A 16,647-nucleotide genomic window follows, 5' to 3' on the forward strand; every position below is an offset into this window, starting at 1 on the left:
GATACTCAAGGTTGAAAGTGATTGTAGCGATTCATGGCTAGCGCGGCAGGAATGAAAGGCAGATACTGAATTCCTCGACTCCCCACTTTGAAAGCTCATCATGCAAACCCAAGCCACCATCTCCCTGCCACTGCTGAACAAAATCGCCTTCGTCACCGGCGGCTCGCGCGGCATCGGCGCCGCCATCGTGCGCCGCCTTGCCAGCCAGGGCGCCAACGTCGTCTTCACCTATCAAAGTTCCGCCGCCGAAGCGCAGGCGCTGGCCGCCAAAGTGGAGGCGGCCGGCGGCAAGGCCCTGGGCGTGCAGGCCGATGCGGCCGACGCCACCGCCCTGACGGCAGCCATCGCCAAGGTGGCGGCGCAGTTTGGTCGTGTCGACATCCTCGTCAACAATGCGGGCGTCTTCCTGCCCGGCGCCATTGACGACTTTTCGCTGGAAGACTTCGACAAGACCTTGAACGTCAACGTGCGCGCCGTCTTCGTCGCCATCAAGGCGGCCGTGGCGCACATGCCGACGGGCGGGCGCATCATCAACATCGGCAGCACGAATGCACACCGCATGCCGTTCGGCGGCGCGGCCGCCTACGCCATGAGCAAATCGGCGCTGAGCGGCCTGACGCAAGGCCTGTCGCGCGACCTGGGCCCGCGCGGCATCACCATCAACAACGTGGAACCGGGCCCTGTCGCCACGGACATGAACCCGCCGACGGGCGACTTCGCCGACCTGATGCACGGTCTGATGGCCCTGCCCCGCCACGGCACGGCCGATGAAATCGCCGGTATGGTCGCTTACCTGGCCAGCGCCGAGGCGGCGTTCGTCACGGGCGCCGGACTGAAGATCGATGGCGGTTTTGCCGCCTGATCGAGTCCGAACATCAGCGAGCGGTGCGCCGCCACGCCCGCCATGGCGCCATCGGCCACCGCGAACGCCACGCTGCCAGCCATGCGGCCCGCGTCACCGCAGCAAAAGATGCCAGGCACGCTGCTGGCCTTTTGCTCGTCGGTGCGCACGAACGGGCCCATGGGTCCCTCTTCCAGCGCGCAGCCCAATTCACCGGCCAGGGAACTGGCCAGGCGGGTGCGGGTCGCCACGAACAGGCCGGCCATCGCGTGGCGGCTGCCGTCCGCCGTGACCACGTCGGCCACGCCGTCGATCCGCGCCACTGGCGTACGCACCAGCTTGACGCCGCGCGCCTCCAGTTGCGCCAGCTGCGCCGCATCGGGCTCGAACGCGCCATTCAGGAAAAAAGTGACCGTGCCCCAGTCGGGCAGCATCAAGGCATGGTGCATGGACAGGGGGCCGGTGGCCAGGACGCCGATGGCGCCCTGCTCCAGTTCATAGCCGTGGCAATACGGGCAGTGAAAGACGCTGCCGCCCCAGCGCTCGGCCAGGCCATCGACGGGCGGCAGTTCATCGATCACGCCGGTGGCCAGCACGAGGCGGCGGCCGTGCACGACATGGCCGTCCGCCAGGCTCACGCCGAAGCCATCGCCATCGCCGCTGGCCGCCGCCTGCACGGCCATGCCGTCCAGCCAGGTGACGGTGGCATACGCCATCAGCTGCGCCTTGCCTTCGGCTGCGATGGCTGCCGTCCCGCTGCCGTCCCGGGTCAGGAAACCGTGGGAATGGCTGGCATAGCGGTTGCGGCGCTGGCCGCCGTCGATCACCAGCACACGGCGGCGGGCGCGCGCCAGTTGCGTGGCGGCGGACAGGCCCGCGTAGCTGCCGCCGACGATGATGGCGTCGAACGGGACGCCAGGCGATTCAGGAATGTGCATGCGGTGCTCCTTTGTGGGTGGCGTATTGTTGGCTGAAACGGTCGGCCAGGTCGGCCAGGGTGACGGCGCCAAAACGCTGGATCAGCAGCGCCTCGGCTTCGTCGAAGGCGCCGGCCAGCGACTGGTTGACCACCTGCTCGACCAGGCAGCCCGGCTGATCGACGCGGTTGCCCATGGCGAAGATGGTGGGCGATCCCACGGCCACGTAGATGTCTTGCAAGGTCACCCTGTGCAAGTCGCAGACGATACGCCAGCCGCCGCCGTGGCCCTTGTCCGACGCCACGTAGCCACGCTCGCGCAAGCCGGCCATCACGCGCCGCACCAGCACGGGGTTGGTGTCCAGGTAGCCGGAAAGTTCCTCGGACGTCATCGGGCGTCCCGCATGGGCCATGTGCAGCAGTACATGGAGGATCGATGATAGTTTGCTGTCGCGTCTCATGTAACTAATGATAGTACATAATTTTCACGAATGCAAACGAGTTGCAAAAACCTGTGTGAAAAAGGGGGCAGACCCTGTCGGATCTGACCCCAGCCCTTGCTTCACGGTGTATTTTTACGCTGCTGATGCTTCCTTTTGGCGCCGTCCGCGCCACCACAGCAGCAAGGCCAGCAGCACCAGAACGCCGACGACGATGCCCGCGCGGGCCAGGCCGATCAGGTTCGACGGTGCGCCGCCGTTGCGCAAAGTCGTCACCTGTTCCGCCGTTACCTTGATGGCGGGATTGCCGTACATCCGCTGCACGTAATTGCCGAGGGTGACGATCTGTTCGTCCGACAGGGTCTGGCGGAAGGCGGGCATCAGGTGGCCCGCAGTATGACTACCCTTGCCATCCCGCCGCTCCACCCCATCGAGTATCGCCATCACCAGGTTGTTGCTGTTGCTGCGGCCCGTCGCCGAGTTGTGGAACAGCGGCGGCAAGCTGCCGTCGAAACTGCCCTCGCCCCTGGCCTGGTGGCAGCTGGCGCACTGCGCATCGTACAGCTGCGCACCCGACATCCGGTTCAGGTTTTGCGGCAGCGGCACGCCGCGTACGCTGCTCAACTCGTCGCCCGCCTGGCCCCATTGCGTCACCGGTTTCACGTCCGCCTTGTCGCGGATGGCGGGCACGCTCTTGATGTAGTGGGCGATGGCGTTCAAGTCCGCGTCGCTCAGGTGCTTGAGGCTATGGTCGATGGCTTCGGCCATCGGGCCTGCCGCCTGCCCACGGTGCGCGGCGCGGCCCGTGCGCAGGTAGCCGGCCAGTTCCTGCTGGCTCCAGCCACCCACGCCGCTGTTGACGTCCGACGTGATGTTCGGCGCGTACCAGGTGCCCAGGTCGGCCCCTCCCAGCTCCTTCGACAGCTGCTCGGCCATCAGCGCATTGCGCGGCGTGTGGCAGGTGGTGCAGTGGGCCAGGCCTTGCGCCAGGTAGGCGCCGCGGTTCCACTCCATGCTTTTCGACGCATCGGCTACGAACGGTTTTTTATCGAGGAAGAGCAGATTCCAGCCCGCCATCGACAGGCGGATGTTGAACGGGAACGGCAAATCCGTCTTGTGCGCCGGCGCCGTGTCCACGGCCGCCACACCATGCATGAAGTAGGCGTACAGGGCGGCCGTGTCGTCATCCGTCACCTTGGCGTAGGCCGTGTAGGGCATGGCCGGGTACAGATTGGCGCCGTCGGCCCGCACTCCATGGCGCACGGCGGCGGAAAACTGCGCCAGCGTGTAGTTGCCGATGCCATGCGTTTTCGACGGCGTGATGTTGGTCGCGACGATGGCGCCCAATGGCGTGGCCAATGCCAGGCCGCCCGCCATCGGCTTGCCACCGGGTACACTGTGGCAGGCGATGCAGTCGCCGGCCGTGGCCAGGTAGCGGCCACGTTCGATTGCCCGCACGTCCGCGCCCGGCGCTGGCGCCGCCAGCACGGGCAAGGCCAGGGACAACAAGGCGGCGCCGGCCGCCAGTCTGAAGATCGCCATCATGCCGTTCCTCCCTGTTGTTCGTCGAGGATATGCTTGACGGTGCGCAGCGCCACGGCCAGGCCGTTTTCCGTCGAATTGCAGGTACCGGACGTGGGCAGCACACCCGTGCTGCACAGGAACAGGTTGGTGTGGTCAAAAGTGCGGCCCCACTGGTCGCACACGGCCTTGGCCGGGTCGGAACCCATCGACAGGGTGCCGCAGATGTGCTGGTTGTTGGCGAACACGCCTTCCTTGCTGTGGCGCAGATTGGTGCCGCCCATCAGCTTGGCGATGCGCTCGAAATCCTGCTTCGAGCGCTCGTGGCCCCGCTTCGTGTACTCGTCGATCGCATAATGCGCCTGCGGCTTGGGAATGCCCATGGCATCCTTTTCGCTGCTGAGGGTAATGCGGTTTTCCCGGTTCGGCAGCACTTCCAGCACGTTTTTCAGGCTCATTTCACGGGCCGAGCGGAAACGCAGCTGCTGTTCAAATGCTTCGCCGAAGACACCCTTGCCGATCAGTTCCTTCGATGCGCCGTCCACTCTCGAGATGTTCGTGAAATCCAGGCGGTACGGCGAATGCTGGCTGCGGAAATCGCCGTCGCGCATGGTGTTGATGGAATTGGGGCTTTGCGGGCCCCGGCCCAGCCACAGGTCTTCATCGGCGTCGAAGGTAATCGAGGTGCTCGGGTGGTCCATCAGGTTGCGGCCCACCATGTCGCTGCTGTTGGCCAGGCCGTTCGGGTATTTGTCCGAGGCGGAAACGAGCAGCAAACGGGGGCTTTCGATGCCGTTGGCCGCCAGAATAAACGTCTTGGCCGTGACCCGGTGGCTCTTCTTGTCCACGTCGTAGTACAGGGCAGCCGTGATGCGGCCCTGCGAGTCATGTTCCAGCTTGTAGACGTTGGCATTGCAGACGATCTTGACGCCAGCTTCTTCCGCCTGCACTGCGGCGATGCCGCCATGGTATTGCGCGTCGATGGGGCAGATCGGCTGGCAGCTGTTGTTGCCGCAGCAGGCCGGGCGGCCATCGTAGCTGACGCTGTTGCGCGCCACCGTGTTGCCGACGACCTTGAACGAGGGGTCGAGGCGCTCGCGGATACGGCGCATGGCGTACGGCTCCGTCACGGAGTCCATCGGGAATGCCTGCTTGCGCGGCGAACCCGTATTGTCGGCACCGGAGACGCCCATGATCTCTTCCGCTTCCTGGTAGAACGGCTCCAGGTCTGCATAGCTGATCGGCCAGTCGACGCCCACGCCATACAGGGTATGGATGCGGAAGTCGTTCGGCACGTTGCGCCACGCCTGGGCGGCCCAGTGCCACGAAGTGCCACCGAACTGGCGGATGTATTCGGCGGGGTACGGATACGGGCCGGCCTGCACCAGGTAGCCGTTATCCTTCGGCTGGTAGATCGGGTGCGGCGCCGTGGCCACCGATGGATACGGCGACATCCAGTCGCTGCGGCGCGTCGTGTTGCGGAAACGGGCAACGATTTCGCCGCGCGAGACGCGCGGGCCCGCTTCCAGGATCAGCACCGAGGCACCCGCCAGCGCCAGCTTGCGCGCGGCCAGGGAACCGATGATGCCGGAGCCGATCACCAGGTAATCGGCGGAGAGTTCTTCAGCCATGATGGCTCCTTAAATTGGTTTTCTGGCCCAGCTGCCGTACGCGCCGTAGGAATACGTGGGAGGCTTGAGCACATCGGCCACGACGGCCGCGTTCAGCGCCTGCTCGTAGGCGACGCAGACGGCCGCCTCGCCCGTGCCGACGATGCCCAGGTACCAGGCGCTGGCGATCTGGCGTGGCAAGGCCGCCAGCGGCGACTGCGCGGGATCGAGTCCGTCGAGCGCTTCCTGCAGGCCTGCCGCCTGCAAGCCCTGCGCATTGATCAGCGCCAGCAGCGCGCGCACCTTCGTCGGGAAGGCGGCGTCCTGCGCCACCAGCGCGTCATACAGGCGCTTGGCCAGCACGGGATCGAGCACCTGGCGCCCGACCAGCATGGCCGACACGCCCAGGAAAGCGCCCTGCTCCGCGCTGGCGACCGGTTCGGCCAGGGCCCAGGGAATCAGCGCCGCGGCCGAAGCCGACAGCAAGCCGGCCAGCACCATGCGGCGGCCGGGATTCAGGGGGCCGCGGCCCTCCTTATTGTGTGTAGCGTCCAATTGAAACTCCCGTGAGTTCAGCAACCGTTCAGAAAGAATGCTTGAGACCGACCATCACCACCGTCTGGCCGCCGTTCGACGACGGCGTGCCGTTTTGCGAATCGCCGACCGAGGCGACGGCGTTGACGATGCTGCCGTCCTGGCCCAGGGTCTGGCCGCGCGCCAGCTGGCGCGCTTCGATCAGGTAGATTGCCGTGCGCTTCGACAGCGCGTAAGTCTGTTCGAACGACAGCTGGCGGTAGCGCGCGCGGTCGGCAATGCCGTTGGCGTGGCTGGCGAAGGTGTCGCTGTAGCCGGCGGACAGGAACCACTGCGGCGTCAGCTGGTAGCTCGAGATCAGGCCGGCCGTGTTGAAGATGGCCGTGTCGCGGAAGGCCGAACGGCTGCCGGCCTGGTATTGCACGTTGCTGGCATTGGCGCCCACCATCCACTTGCCCATGGTGTAGCGCGCGCTGGCGGCGATGAATGCGATGCTTTCAGCCGAGGCGTAGCCCTGGTTGAGGGCCGAGATGCCGAAGCTGCCTGATGCGTTGTCGCTCCAGCCGGCGCCGCTCTGCCCATTTTTCAGTTTCAGATAGCCAAGCGCGAATTCGGCTGGCGACGTGCTGTACTTGACGGCGGCGCTGAAGCTGCTGCCCACGGCCTTGCCGTCGGCTGCCTCGCCAAAGCCGTATTGCGCGCTGGCCTGCAAGCCACGCCATGCCGGCATGCTGTAGGTGACGGAATTGCTGATGCGCACGGTCGTATCGAGGCCGTCGATGTCGCCAGGATGAGCGCCGGTGGCACCCGTCAAGACATTGCTCGACGCCAGGGAACCCACGAGCAGGTAGTACGGCGTGTACTGGCGCCCGGCCGTCACGCTGCCGTAGGCTGCCGATTGCAAGCCTACGTAGGCCTGGCGGTTGAACAGGGCGCTGGCCGAACTTTGCGCGCCTGTATCGCTTTCAAAACCGTTTTCCAGCAGGAACAGCGCCTTCAGGTCGCCGCCCAGGTCTTCCACGTCCTGGAAACCGATCTTGCTGGCGGACAAGCTGCCGCTGCGCATATAGGTAGTCGACTTGCCGCCCTGGTTGCTCGCGTACGCGGTGGCCGCGTCGACCACGCCGTAAATGGTGACATTGCTTTGGGCGCAAACGTTTGCGCCGATGAGCGTGGAGACGGCCAGCGCCGCAGCGCGCATGCATGGTGTGTTCATTTTTTTCCTGACTTTCCTGTTTTATCTGGCGAAATACGGGCGTGGCGCCACGTTGCCGCCCCATCCATCGATACGGGCGTCCGCTGCTCTTCTTGATTTGGATCAAGTGCGGCAAATTATACGCTTATTTACTCACATGTAAGTGATCGACTGTAGGGCTTAGTCTTATAGCAAATCCGGCAGGCGTGCGGGCGCACGCCCCGCAGCACGGGGAAATCACGGGGACAGGCATGGGGAAAGCAGCGGCGGCGCGTGTCGAAAAACACGCGCCCGATGAATAGTCAGGCAGGCAGAAAAACGGGAGAGGCTGGGAAAATCAGCGCAGAATGGCGGGCGCCACCGGCAGGGTTTCAAGAGCAATAAACGCTTCCAAGGCGCGGCGCATGTCCTCGAACACTTGCTTGCCGTAAGCCGCTTCCAGATGGGCATATTGCAGATCGATCAGCTTCCCCATCTGCATCAGCAAACTGGCGCCCGCTTCCGACAGATGCACCTTGCGGCGGCGCTGGTCGCCTTCGAACTTGCTGCGCCCGATCAAGCCGATTTCTTCCATGCGCGCGAGGATGCCGCTCATGCTGGGACTGGAAATCTGGCAGATCTCGCACAGCTCGCGCGGCTCCAGGGTCGGGCTTTCATTCAGCGCGCGCATGATGCGCCACTGCTGCTCCGTCACGCCGAAGTGATTGAGGATGGGACGAAAATGCTGGAGCAGGCTGTCGCGGGCCTTCAGCAGCAGTTGCGGCATGTTCGGATAACGGATCGGTAGCTGCAAGTGGAACTCCTGGGTGGGCCAGCACAATGAGCGTCATTATACGACTGGCCCGGGGACAATAGCGGCAAAATTCCCCATCCCTGCCGCTCCCGTGCCATGGCGTCAGCTTTTGGTTTTTCTCTGCTCCGGGATGAAGTGTTCACGCACGGCCTTGGCCAGCAAGTCCGGCGGCAGCAAGCCCTGCCCCAGCAGGAAGTTATTGAAGGCCAGGCGGTCAAATTTCTCGCCCAGCGCCAGCTCCGTTTCCGCGCGCAGCTGCAGGATGCGCGTATAGCCATAGAAATAACTGCCCGCCTGGCCCGGCATGTTGAAGGTGTAGCGGTCCAGTTCCTGGCGCGCCATCGGTTTCGACAGCATCACTTCATCCGTCAGGATGCGCCCCGCTTCCTCGCGCGTGACCTGCCCCAGGTTCAGCATCGGGTCGAGCATGGCGCGCGCCGCGCGCAGCATGCGGAACTGCAGCGCGATAAACTGGCCTTCGGCCGGCTCGTACGGGATCATCTCCGCTTCCGCGTACAGGGCCCAGCCTTCCACGTTGACGCTGTTGAACGCATACAGGCTGCGCGCCTGCGACACGCCCCGCTCCACCATGGCGCTGAACTGCAGCTCGTGGCCTGGACGGCCTTCATGCGCGCTCAGGGTCCAGGCGGCGCCCGCGAAATTGAAATCGTCATACGCCTCGCCCTTGCCGCTGGCGGCCGGATTGCTGACGGGCAGAACGAACTGGCCGTGTTCTCCCGTATTGCCGATCAGCGGAGGCGGACGCATGTGCGGCGCCGGCTGTGCCGCCGATTCCGCGGCGGACGCCAGGCGCATGGTCATGGCGCGCGCCGGAATATCGACCACGCGCCGCTGTGCGATGCGCTGTTCCAGTTGCGTATTGACGCCCTTGTAGTGCGCCTCAAGCTGTTCGTTGGGAATCGAATCGCTTTTCAGCGCGCGCAGCACCTGGCGGTAGTCCGTGCCGTCGACGCCCTTCAATGCCAGCTTGGCCGCCACCACGGGCGCCAGCGCCTGCATGGCCGCGCGCGTTTCCAGGTAAGCCACCTGCGCCCGTTCGACCAGGGCGCGCGGCTCGATGTCGATGCCCACCTGTTTCAGGCGAAACGCATACAGCTCGGGCGCCATGCGGAAATCCGTGCGCGCCAACGGCAGCACCACTTGCTTTTCCCACGTCGCGTATTCGTTCAGCTGCTGCTCCATGGCCGCCAGCGCGCTTTCCGCACCCTTGATCCTCATGTCGGCGAACAGCTTGCGGATGCCGGCGATATACGTCGGCACGTTTTCCAGCGACTGCTGCACCTGCAGGCGCACGGGTCCCGCCAGGCCAGGCTGGCCGATTTTTTCCGTGAAGCGCGCCTTGGCCTGCTGCGTGATCGGCGTGCTGCCCGGGAACTGGCCCACGTAACGTTGCAGGCGTTCGAGCGCCTTGGCGCGGCGCGCGGCCGGACGCTGCTCCTGCAGCAGGCTTTGCATGCTGCCAAAGACCATTTGCGGCACATCGACCCACGGCAGGGGGTATTTGGCTTCCAGCTGGGTGCCCATGATTTCCTGGTCGACGGCGCCGATCAGGATTTCCAGGTCCTGGCGTATGCGCTCGTCGCGTTCCAGTTCCAGCTTTTGCTGCAATTGCGCGCGCGCCTTCTGCATGGCCGCCACATGGCGCTCGGTGATGTTCGGCCCCAGGTCGGCGGCCAGGCCGTCGTACTGGGCCAGGCCCGTATCGGAGGCGTCTTCGGGCGAAAACTGCGCCTGCGCCGCCAGCACGATGGCCGCGTTGCGGTTGCTGGTCTCGACCCACGCCGATGAAGCGCCGACAGCTGCAGGGACGGCGGCCATGGCGGGCATGGTAAACGCGATGGAGAGTGCGGCTACCAGCACGGTCTTGCACAATTGCGGAGTGACGGACATCGGGGGATTCCTTCCTGAGGTGAGCGATGAGCGAAGCGGCGAGTATCGGCCAGCCTCGCATGCCTGTCAATTCAGCCCGTTCAGTGCGGGCAAATTCCACGGCGTGACGATCTGGATGGCGGACAATAGCGGCGCCTGCGCCAAGGCCGGCAGCGCGCCCTGCGCCCGCAGTATCTCTTGGCAGGCGCGGCGCATGTCCTGGCCCAGGTCATGGTGCAGCACGGCGTGGATGGCGCCCGACTTGAGCAGCGCCACGTTGTCCGCATCGAGGTCGTGGCCAATGAAGACCCGGCAAGGCCGGCCCGCCTGCGCGAATGCCTGCACGATGGCGGCATTGCCGCCGCCGATGGAATACACGGCGGCGATGCCTGGATGTCCGGCCAGGGCCTGGCGCACCAGCGCACCCGTGGCGCCGTCGATGCCGTGGCCCTCGCTCACTTCGACGATGGATAAATGGCGGTGCCGTTCGCGCAGCGCGCGGCGAAAACCGATCTCGCGCTCTTCCTCGCCATGAAAACGGTTGCTGCTCAAAGTCACCAGTACCTGCTGTTTTCTGGGCCGCCGGCCCGCGCCCAGCCACTGGCCGATCAGGCAGGCGGCCGTCTCGCCCGCCGCGCGGTTATCCATGCCGACATAGCTGCGGCGCGCGGAGGACGGTAAATCCGTCACCAGCGTCACCAAGGGAATGCCGGCCGCCGCCAGCCGGTTCACCGCCTCGGCCACCGGAGGCAAGTCCGGCGCTTTCAGCAGCACGCCGTGGCTGCCATTCTTGCGGATGCGCTCCAGCTGGTCGACGATGCCGTCCGCGTCCAGCGTTTCATGCAGGTGAAAGCGCGAGCGCAGCACGGCCGGATGCAGGGACGGCAGCTCCGATTCGAGTGCGGTGCACACGGCATCGGTAAAGCGGCGCGGCGCCACCATCAGCACGTCGAGCATGAATTTTCTGCCCGCCAGGCCCACCTGCGTGCTTTGCCGCGCCAGTTCATCGAGTGCCTGCATCACGCGGCGCACCGTATTGGCGTGCACGCCCCCGCGCTGCTTGATCACGCGGTCGACGGTCGCCACGCTGACGCCGGCCTGCAGCGCCACGACCTTGACGGGAAACGGATGCGTCATGCGATGTCCATTGTAATTGATGGTTTTTTGATGGATTTCCTGATGAAAAATGCGGATTTTCATCCCTATACTGATTCTACAACTTAAAACATCAGGAGACATCGCATGATCACCAAAGACGCCGCGCCGCCCGTCCCCTTCTGGCTGTCGCAGCAGGATTGCCGGCTCGATGATTTCATCCGCACCGTCAGCCAACGCACGGCGCTGGCCGACTATCCCCACGCCGTTGCGGTGGAAGACAATATCCTCGTCTACGATTGCGACAAGGTGCGTGCGCTGGCCGCCAGTACCGCGTCGCTACTCGCGCTGCAGGCAGAATGGGGCAAGGCGCTGATGGATGGCCCCGGCGTCGTCGTGCTCCAGCGCGCCGTCGACGACACGGGGACGCTGGAACAGGTGAGCAGCGTGTTTCGCGCGCTGATCGCCGAACAGCATGCGAGCGGCCAGGCGGGCGGCGACCATTTCGCCAAGCCAGGCGCGAACGACCGCATCTGGAACGCCCAGCAAAAACTGTGCATCCGCGCGCCCGAGGCGTTCGCGCGCTATTACGCCAATCCCGTGTTTGCGTGGATAGCCCAGGCGTGGCTGGGCCCCGCCTACCAGATGACGGCGCAAGTCAACGTCGTCAACCCGGGCGGTGCGGCCCAGGCGCCGCACCGCGACTATCACCTGGGCTTCCAGAGCGCCGCCGCCTGCACTTCCTACCCGGCGCCCGTGCACCAGATGTCGGCCCTTTTGACCTTGCAGGGCGCCGTCGCCCACTGCGACATGCCGGTCGAATCCGGTCCCACCCTGTACCTGCCGTATTCGCAGCGCTACCAGGCCGGTTTCCTCGCCTGGCAGCAACCGCCGTTCCGCGATTATTTCGCCCGGCATTGCGTGCAATTGCCGCTGTCACAAGGCGACGCCGTCTTCTTCAACCCCGCCCTGTTCCATGCGGCGGGCCATAACCGTTCATCCGACATCCGCCGCATGGCCAATCTGCTGCAAGTGTCGTCGCCGTTCGGGCGCGCGATGGAAGCGCTGGACCGCCGCGCCATGAGCGCCGCGCTGTATCCGGCGCTGCAGACCTTGCGCGCGCAGGGCGTCCTGTCCGCCGCCGGCATTGTTCACGTGATAGCCGCCTGCGCCGAGGGCTACGCCTTTCCCAGCAACCTGGACCGCGACCAGCCCATCTACGGCATGGCGCCGCCCACGCAGCAGCAGCTGATGCACGAGGCGCTGGCGCAGGACTGGCCCGCCGCCCGCTTCCTCGACGCACTAGGCAGCCATGCTTGGCGCCAGCAAGCTTGATCCCCTATCGCGACACCCTCGGAGACTCCCTATGCAAGACATCAACATCGGCCTGGTCGGCGCCGGCTACATGGGCAAGGCCCACACCATCGCCTACAAGGCCGTGCGCAGCATTTTTCACACAGCCTTGAACCCCGTGTGCGAATGCATCAGCACCAGCAGCGAAGCAGGCGCCGCCCGCAGCGCCCAGGAACTGGGCTGGAACCGCTCCACGGGCGACTGGCGCGCGCTGGTCAATGATCCCGCCATCGACGCCATCGTCGTCGCCACGCCGCCAGCAATGCACAAGGACATCGTGCTGGCGGCGTTGGCCCTGGGCAAACCCGTATTCTGCGAAAAGCCGCTGGGCATGACGGCCGCCGAATCCCTGCTGCTGGCGCAGGCGGCGGAAGCGGCGGGCGTGGCCAACATGGTGGGCTATAACTACATCCGCACGCCGGCCAGCCAGCTGGCGCGGCAGATCATCGAGTCGGGCGAAATCGGCGAGATCATCCACGTCGCCGCCGAACACGTGGAAGACTATCTGCACGACCCGGGCGCGCCTGCCTCGTGGCGCACGCGCGAAGCGACAGCGACGCGTGCCGGCGCGCTGGCCGACGTGGGATCGCACCTGCTCAACCTGGCCCTGCGCCTGGGCGGCCCCGTCGACTCGCTCGTGGCGGACATGAATACCGTGCACGCGCAGCGCCAAGGGCCGGCTGGCATGGAGGCGGTGGAGAATGACGACCAGGGGAATGTGATGCTGCGCTTTGCCAGCGGTGCGCTGGGCGCCCTGACCTTCAGCCGCGTGGCGGCCGGGCGCAAGATGGGGTACACCTACCGCATCACGGGGACGAAAGGCGCGATCGCCTTCGACCAGGAAAACCAGAATGAACTCTGGCTGTACGACGCCGGCCGCCCCGCGCAGCGCCAGGGTTTCCAGCGCCTGCTGATGGGACCCGCCCACCCCGACTACCTGGCGTTCAGCCAGGGCGCCGGGCACGGCACCGGCTACAACGAGCAGATCGTCATCGAAGCGCGCGATTTTCTGCAAGCGATCGCCGGCGGCCAGCCGGTCTGGCCCACCTTCCGCGACGGCTACGAAGTGGACCGGCTGATAGCCGCGGCGCTGCGCTCTGTGCAGGAGCGCAGCTGGATTACCGTACGTTGAACGGCTTTAGTAGGCCAGTCCGTAACCGAACTTGTACAGCGGATGGGCCGTGTCATACGGCACGTCCGATTTCTGCACCTGCACTTCGGCCATCGACGATGGCAATTCGAACGGCAGCTTGCCTTGCGGCTTGGCCTTGCCTGTCAGGACATCGAACAGCGCGCCGTCGCTCACGCCGAAGTTGGCGAGGATGGCGCTGGCCTTGTCCTGCACGTTGCCGAGGATGGCCGGGCGGTCCAGGTACACGGTGACCACCGTCTTCGGCGCGAATTTCGCCGCGTTCTTGATCGCCTCGTAGTCGGCGTCGCCATCGGCGTAGTTCAACCGTCCCTCATGCTGCATGCTGCCGAAGATGTAATTCGGGTGCAGGATTTCATACGGCGCGGCCACGCGCAGCAGGGCCACGTCCGCTTCCTGCGGCGTGGCGACCACCGTGTAGCCATACTGCTTCGCCACGGCCGCATCTATGCCGTACAGGTAGACCTTCTTGACGGTGGCCGCCAGCGGCAAGACCTTGTCCTTGTTTTCCAGCAGGACCAGCGAGCGGCGTTGCGCATCCAGGCCCGCCTCGATGAAGTCCGCCTTGCCCACGGTGGTGGCCGCCTTGGCCGCATCGACGAAAGGATGCTCGAACAGGCCCTGCTTGAATTTCTGGATCAGGATACGGCGCGCCGACGCGTTGATGCGCGCCTCCGTCAGCTGGCCGCGTTGCACGGCCTGCGTCAGGTACGGCGCTTCCGTCACGCCGCCAAACTGGTCCATCCCTGCCGTGACGGCTTTCACATAGCGCTCGGCCTTGGTGGCGTTTTCCATGCCCCACGGCGTGCCGAAGCCCATGAAGGAAGGCGCGACGCCTGGCGCCGTGCCGTTGCGGCAGTTGGCGTCGCAGTCGGACGTGATGCCCCAGTCGGACAGGATCACACCCTCGAAGCCGTATTTTCCGCGCAGCAGATCCGTCAGCATGGTCTTGCTGAAGCCGGCCGCCACCTGTTCCAGGGTGATGCCGTCGATGGTGATATTGCCGTCCGGCAGAGCGTAGGTCGGCATGACGGAAGCCGCCTTGGCCGTGAAGGCGCCTTCGAACGGTTTCACGTGGTAGGCGAAGTTATTGCCCGGGTAAGTCATGTAGCGGCCATAGTAATTGTGGCCGTCGTAGCCCTCTTTCGTGGCGCCGTAGCCGACCCAGTGCTTGACGACAGCCACCACGCTGCCGTCGTGCAGACCCGTGTTCCCGTCCTGGAAACCTTCGATATAGTGCTGCACCATGCGCTTGGCCAGGTCCGCGTCTTCGCCAAAGGTACCGTTGATGCGCGACCAGCGCGGCTCGGTGGCCAGGTCGGCCTGCGGCGACAGCGCTTGCGTGATGCCGACGGCAAGGTATTCCTGGCGCGCGATGTCGCCGAAGCGGCGCACCAGCGCATCGTCGCCGATGGCGGCCAGGCCCAGGGTTTCAGGCCACTGCGAAAAACCCTTGGTGCCGGCGCTGGCGCCCACCGTGTACTGGAAATGGTGGCGCGGATCCGTGCTGATGGAGACGGGGATGCCGTGGCGCGACGTTTCGCTCAGGGCTTGCACCTTGTTGTACTGGGTCGCCATGTTGGCCGTGTCGCCCGCCATGCGCGTGATGAAGGTGTTGACGTACTGCTTGACGATCAGGTCTTGCAGGGCCGTCAAGTCGTACGCGCCGCCCTGGCCGATGCCGGTGGGGTCGGCCACGGTGGGCGCCGTGCCGTGCATCATCAGGCCCGCTTTTTCATCGAGGCTCATGCGCGACAACAGGTCGTCCGCGCGCGCCTCGGCCGACAGGCGCCAATCCTCATACGGATCGATCTTGCCGTTGCGGTTCATGTCCTTGAAAGTATAGGCGTCGACCCTGAGCTGGGCATAGGTGGTGGCGCCGAACACGGGCTGCTTGTATTCCTCGCTGACGGTGTCGTTGCCGCAGGCGGCCAGGGCAAGCGTGGCGACGCAGCCGGCGACCAGGCGGGCCATCGGTTTCAAAGTGCAATTCATCATTATCTCCAAGACTGTTTTTGTAGGTATCAAGGCGCGGCAGCAAGGCTGGCCGAAAACAATATAGCGTGAGAATGCGTGAGTTTCTTGACCGCGCAGCACGCGTTTTATACCCGCGAGAACAATTTTTGGTTAGATGGCATAACAACCAACAATCTCCTACAAAGTGCTAATATTTGTGAAAAATTACTACAACAAGCAGAATAAGCAGAATAAGCAGGAGGCAGCCTTGCACAAACCCGACACGCGCACGGTTTCGAACCGGATCGCGCAGCAATGCGCGCGCGCCATGCAGGCCGATGGCCACGACCCCGCCGAGTTTTTTCAGCGCACGGGCATCACGCCGGCGCAGCTGGACGAACCGGGCGGCCGCATCAACGCCGAGCGGCACCGCCGCATGACGGCCTACGCCCAGCAGTTGCCGCAGCACCGCGGCTTGCTCGACCTCGACGTGACGCACTGGTTCGCGCATTACTCGGGCATCGCCCACGTCTGCTTCAACCGCCCCACCCTGCGCAGCGCGCTGCACGAACTGCTGCATTTGCGGGGCCTGATCGGCGAATTCGATTTCATGCTGATGAGTGAAAATGGCACGCGCATCGAGATCGAATACCTGTCCGAGTTCTGCCCATCGGGCGGCGCCATGCAGGCGCTGGCCAATTTCCGCATGCTGTCGCTGGTGGCGCGCGCCTACGACGATGGCGCGCCCACCGCCTTCCGTGCCGGCTTCCAGGGCAAGGCGCCATGGTTCGCGCCGGCCATTTCCGAGTGTTTCGGCGCAGCCGCCACATTCGGCCAGGCGCGCAATACATTGACCTTCGACGCGCCGGCGCTGGACCGGCCCTTCGCCCAGTTCAACGCCATGCTGGCGCCGCACGCGCTGCGGCACGCGCAGGGGCAATTGCAGCAGCTGCAGGGAGCGCAGCTGTTTTCGGCCCGCGTGGAGCAAGCCATCATCGATCTGCTGGGCCAGCAAGGCTCGGGCGACGCCGATAGCGCCTCGCTGCTGCCGGCCCTGTGCGACGGCCTGGCGATGAACCGCTGGACCCTGCAGCGCCAGCTGCAGCAGGAACAGACCTCGTTCCGCGCGCTGGAACTGCGCGCGAAAAGCCGCGAATCGCGCCGCCTGCTGCGCGAAACGAGCCTGAGCGTGGCGGAAATCGGCGACCGCCTGGGCTTTTCCTCGCAAAGCGCGTTCACCCGCTTCTTCAAGAACCAGTTCGAACTGCCGCCGGCGCGCTACCGGCAGGATGCCACAGGCGCCTAGACAAAGACACAAGCAAACCGGCAAACCAAGAAACGGCCCAAGTCAAG

Annotated in this window: 14 protein-coding genes; 4 read left to right on the top strand and 10 right to left on the bottom strand. The window is 65.1% G+C overall.

Features of this window, described 5'->3' with window-relative positions; genetic code table 11:
- The first annotated feature begins 100 nt into the window (after positions 1-100).
- A complete protein-coding gene (locus ASN89_RS10505) occupies positions 101-862 on the top strand; it encodes an SDR family oxidoreductase (protein ID WP_058049230.1) in 762 nt (253 codons plus the stop codon).
- Here the strand turns inward: ASN89_RS10505 and ASN89_RS10510 are convergent.
- From ASN89_RS10510 to ASN89_RS10550, 9 genes are all read right to left on the bottom strand, one after another.
- Positions 790-1,779, bottom strand: a complete 990-nt coding sequence (locus ASN89_RS10510; RefSeq protein ID WP_082654515.1) for an NAD(P)/FAD-dependent oxidoreductase — start codon at positions 1,777-1,779, stop codon at positions 790-792. The genes ASN89_RS10505 and ASN89_RS10510 overlap by 73 nt on opposite strands.
- Positions 1,766-2,218, bottom strand: coding sequence for an RrF2 family transcriptional regulator (locus ASN89_RS10515; RefSeq protein ID WP_058049231.1), 453 nt, complete (start codon positions 2,216-2,218; stop codon positions 1,766-1,768). Before ASN89_RS10515 ends, ASN89_RS10510 begins: the two co-directional genes overlap by 14 nt.
- A gap of 114 nt (positions 2,219-2,332) precedes the next feature.
- Positions 2,333-3,742, bottom strand: a complete 1,410-nt coding sequence (locus ASN89_RS10520; RefSeq protein ID WP_152988531.1) for a cytochrome c — start codon at positions 3,740-3,742, stop codon at positions 2,333-2,335.
- The gene (locus tag ASN89_RS10525) at positions 3,739-5,349 is read right to left on the bottom strand and encodes a GMC family oxidoreductase (RefSeq protein WP_058049232.1); all 1,611 of its coding nucleotides are present in this window, start codon (positions 5,347-5,349) and stop codon (positions 3,739-3,741) included. The genes ASN89_RS10520 and ASN89_RS10525 overlap by 4 nt, the downstream gene beginning before the upstream one ends.
- A gap of 9 nt (positions 5,350-5,358) precedes the next feature.
- The gene (locus ASN89_RS10530) at positions 5,359-5,883 is read right to left on the bottom strand and encodes a sorbitol dehydrogenase family protein (protein ID WP_235501928.1); all 525 of its coding nucleotides are present in this window, start codon (positions 5,881-5,883) and stop codon (positions 5,359-5,361) included.
- 28 nt (positions 5,884-5,911) lie between these two features.
- Positions 5,912-7,078, bottom strand: coding sequence for a porin (locus tag ASN89_RS10535; RefSeq protein WP_058049234.1), 1,167 nt, complete (start codon positions 7,076-7,078; stop codon positions 5,912-5,914).
- Positions 7,079-7,394: 316 nt separating this feature from the next.
- Complete coding sequence (hpaR, locus tag ASN89_RS10540; protein ID WP_223278727.1) at positions 7,395-7,850, bottom strand: homoprotocatechuate degradation operon regulator HpaR; 456 nt, start codon at positions 7,848-7,850, stop codon at positions 7,395-7,397.
- Between the two features lie 102 nt (positions 7,851-7,952).
- Positions 7,953-9,761 (bottom strand): DUF885 domain-containing protein, encoded by a 1,809-nt coding sequence (locus tag ASN89_RS10545; protein WP_058049235.1) that lies wholly within the window; start codon positions 9,759-9,761, stop codon positions 7,953-7,955.
- Positions 9,762-9,827: 66 nt separating this feature from the next.
- On the bottom strand, positions 9,828-10,877 hold the full coding sequence (locus ASN89_RS10550) for a LacI family DNA-binding transcriptional regulator (RefSeq protein ID WP_058049258.1): 1,050 nt from the start codon (positions 10,875-10,877) through the stop codon (positions 9,828-9,830).
- Positions 10,878-10,982: 105 nt separating this feature from the next.
- Between ASN89_RS10550 and ASN89_RS10555 the strand changes: the two genes are divergently transcribed.
- Complete coding sequence (locus ASN89_RS10555) at positions 10,983-12,170, top strand: phytanoyl-CoA dioxygenase family protein (protein ID WP_058049236.1); 1,188 nt, start codon at positions 10,983-10,985, stop codon at positions 12,168-12,170.
- Between the two features lie 31 nt (positions 12,171-12,201).
- Complete coding sequence (locus ASN89_RS10560) at positions 12,202-13,320, top strand: Gfo/Idh/MocA family protein (RefSeq protein ID WP_058049237.1); 1,119 nt, start codon at positions 12,202-12,204, stop codon at positions 13,318-13,320.
- A gap of 6 nt (positions 13,321-13,326) precedes the next feature.
- On the opposite strand, the gene ASN89_RS10565 is transcribed toward ASN89_RS10560, so the two are convergent.
- Complete coding sequence (locus tag ASN89_RS10565; protein ID WP_058049238.1) at positions 13,327-15,336, bottom strand: glycoside hydrolase family 3 protein; 2,010 nt, start codon at positions 15,334-15,336, stop codon at positions 13,327-13,329.
- A gap of 226 nt (positions 15,337-15,562) precedes the next feature.
- Here ASN89_RS10565 and ASN89_RS10570 point away from each other — a divergent pair, with 226 nt between their 5' ends.
- Positions 15,563-16,600, top strand: coding sequence for a helix-turn-helix transcriptional regulator (locus tag ASN89_RS10570; protein WP_152988532.1), 1,038 nt, complete (start codon positions 15,563-15,565; stop codon positions 16,598-16,600).
- Positions 16,601-16,647 lie beyond the last annotated feature (47 nt).

The sequence above is a fragment of the Janthinobacterium sp. Ant5-2-1 genome (assembly GCF_001445815.1).
Taxonomy (GTDB): Bacteria; Pseudomonadota; Gammaproteobacteria; order Burkholderiales; family Burkholderiaceae_D; genus Janthinobacterium; species Janthinobacterium lividum_E.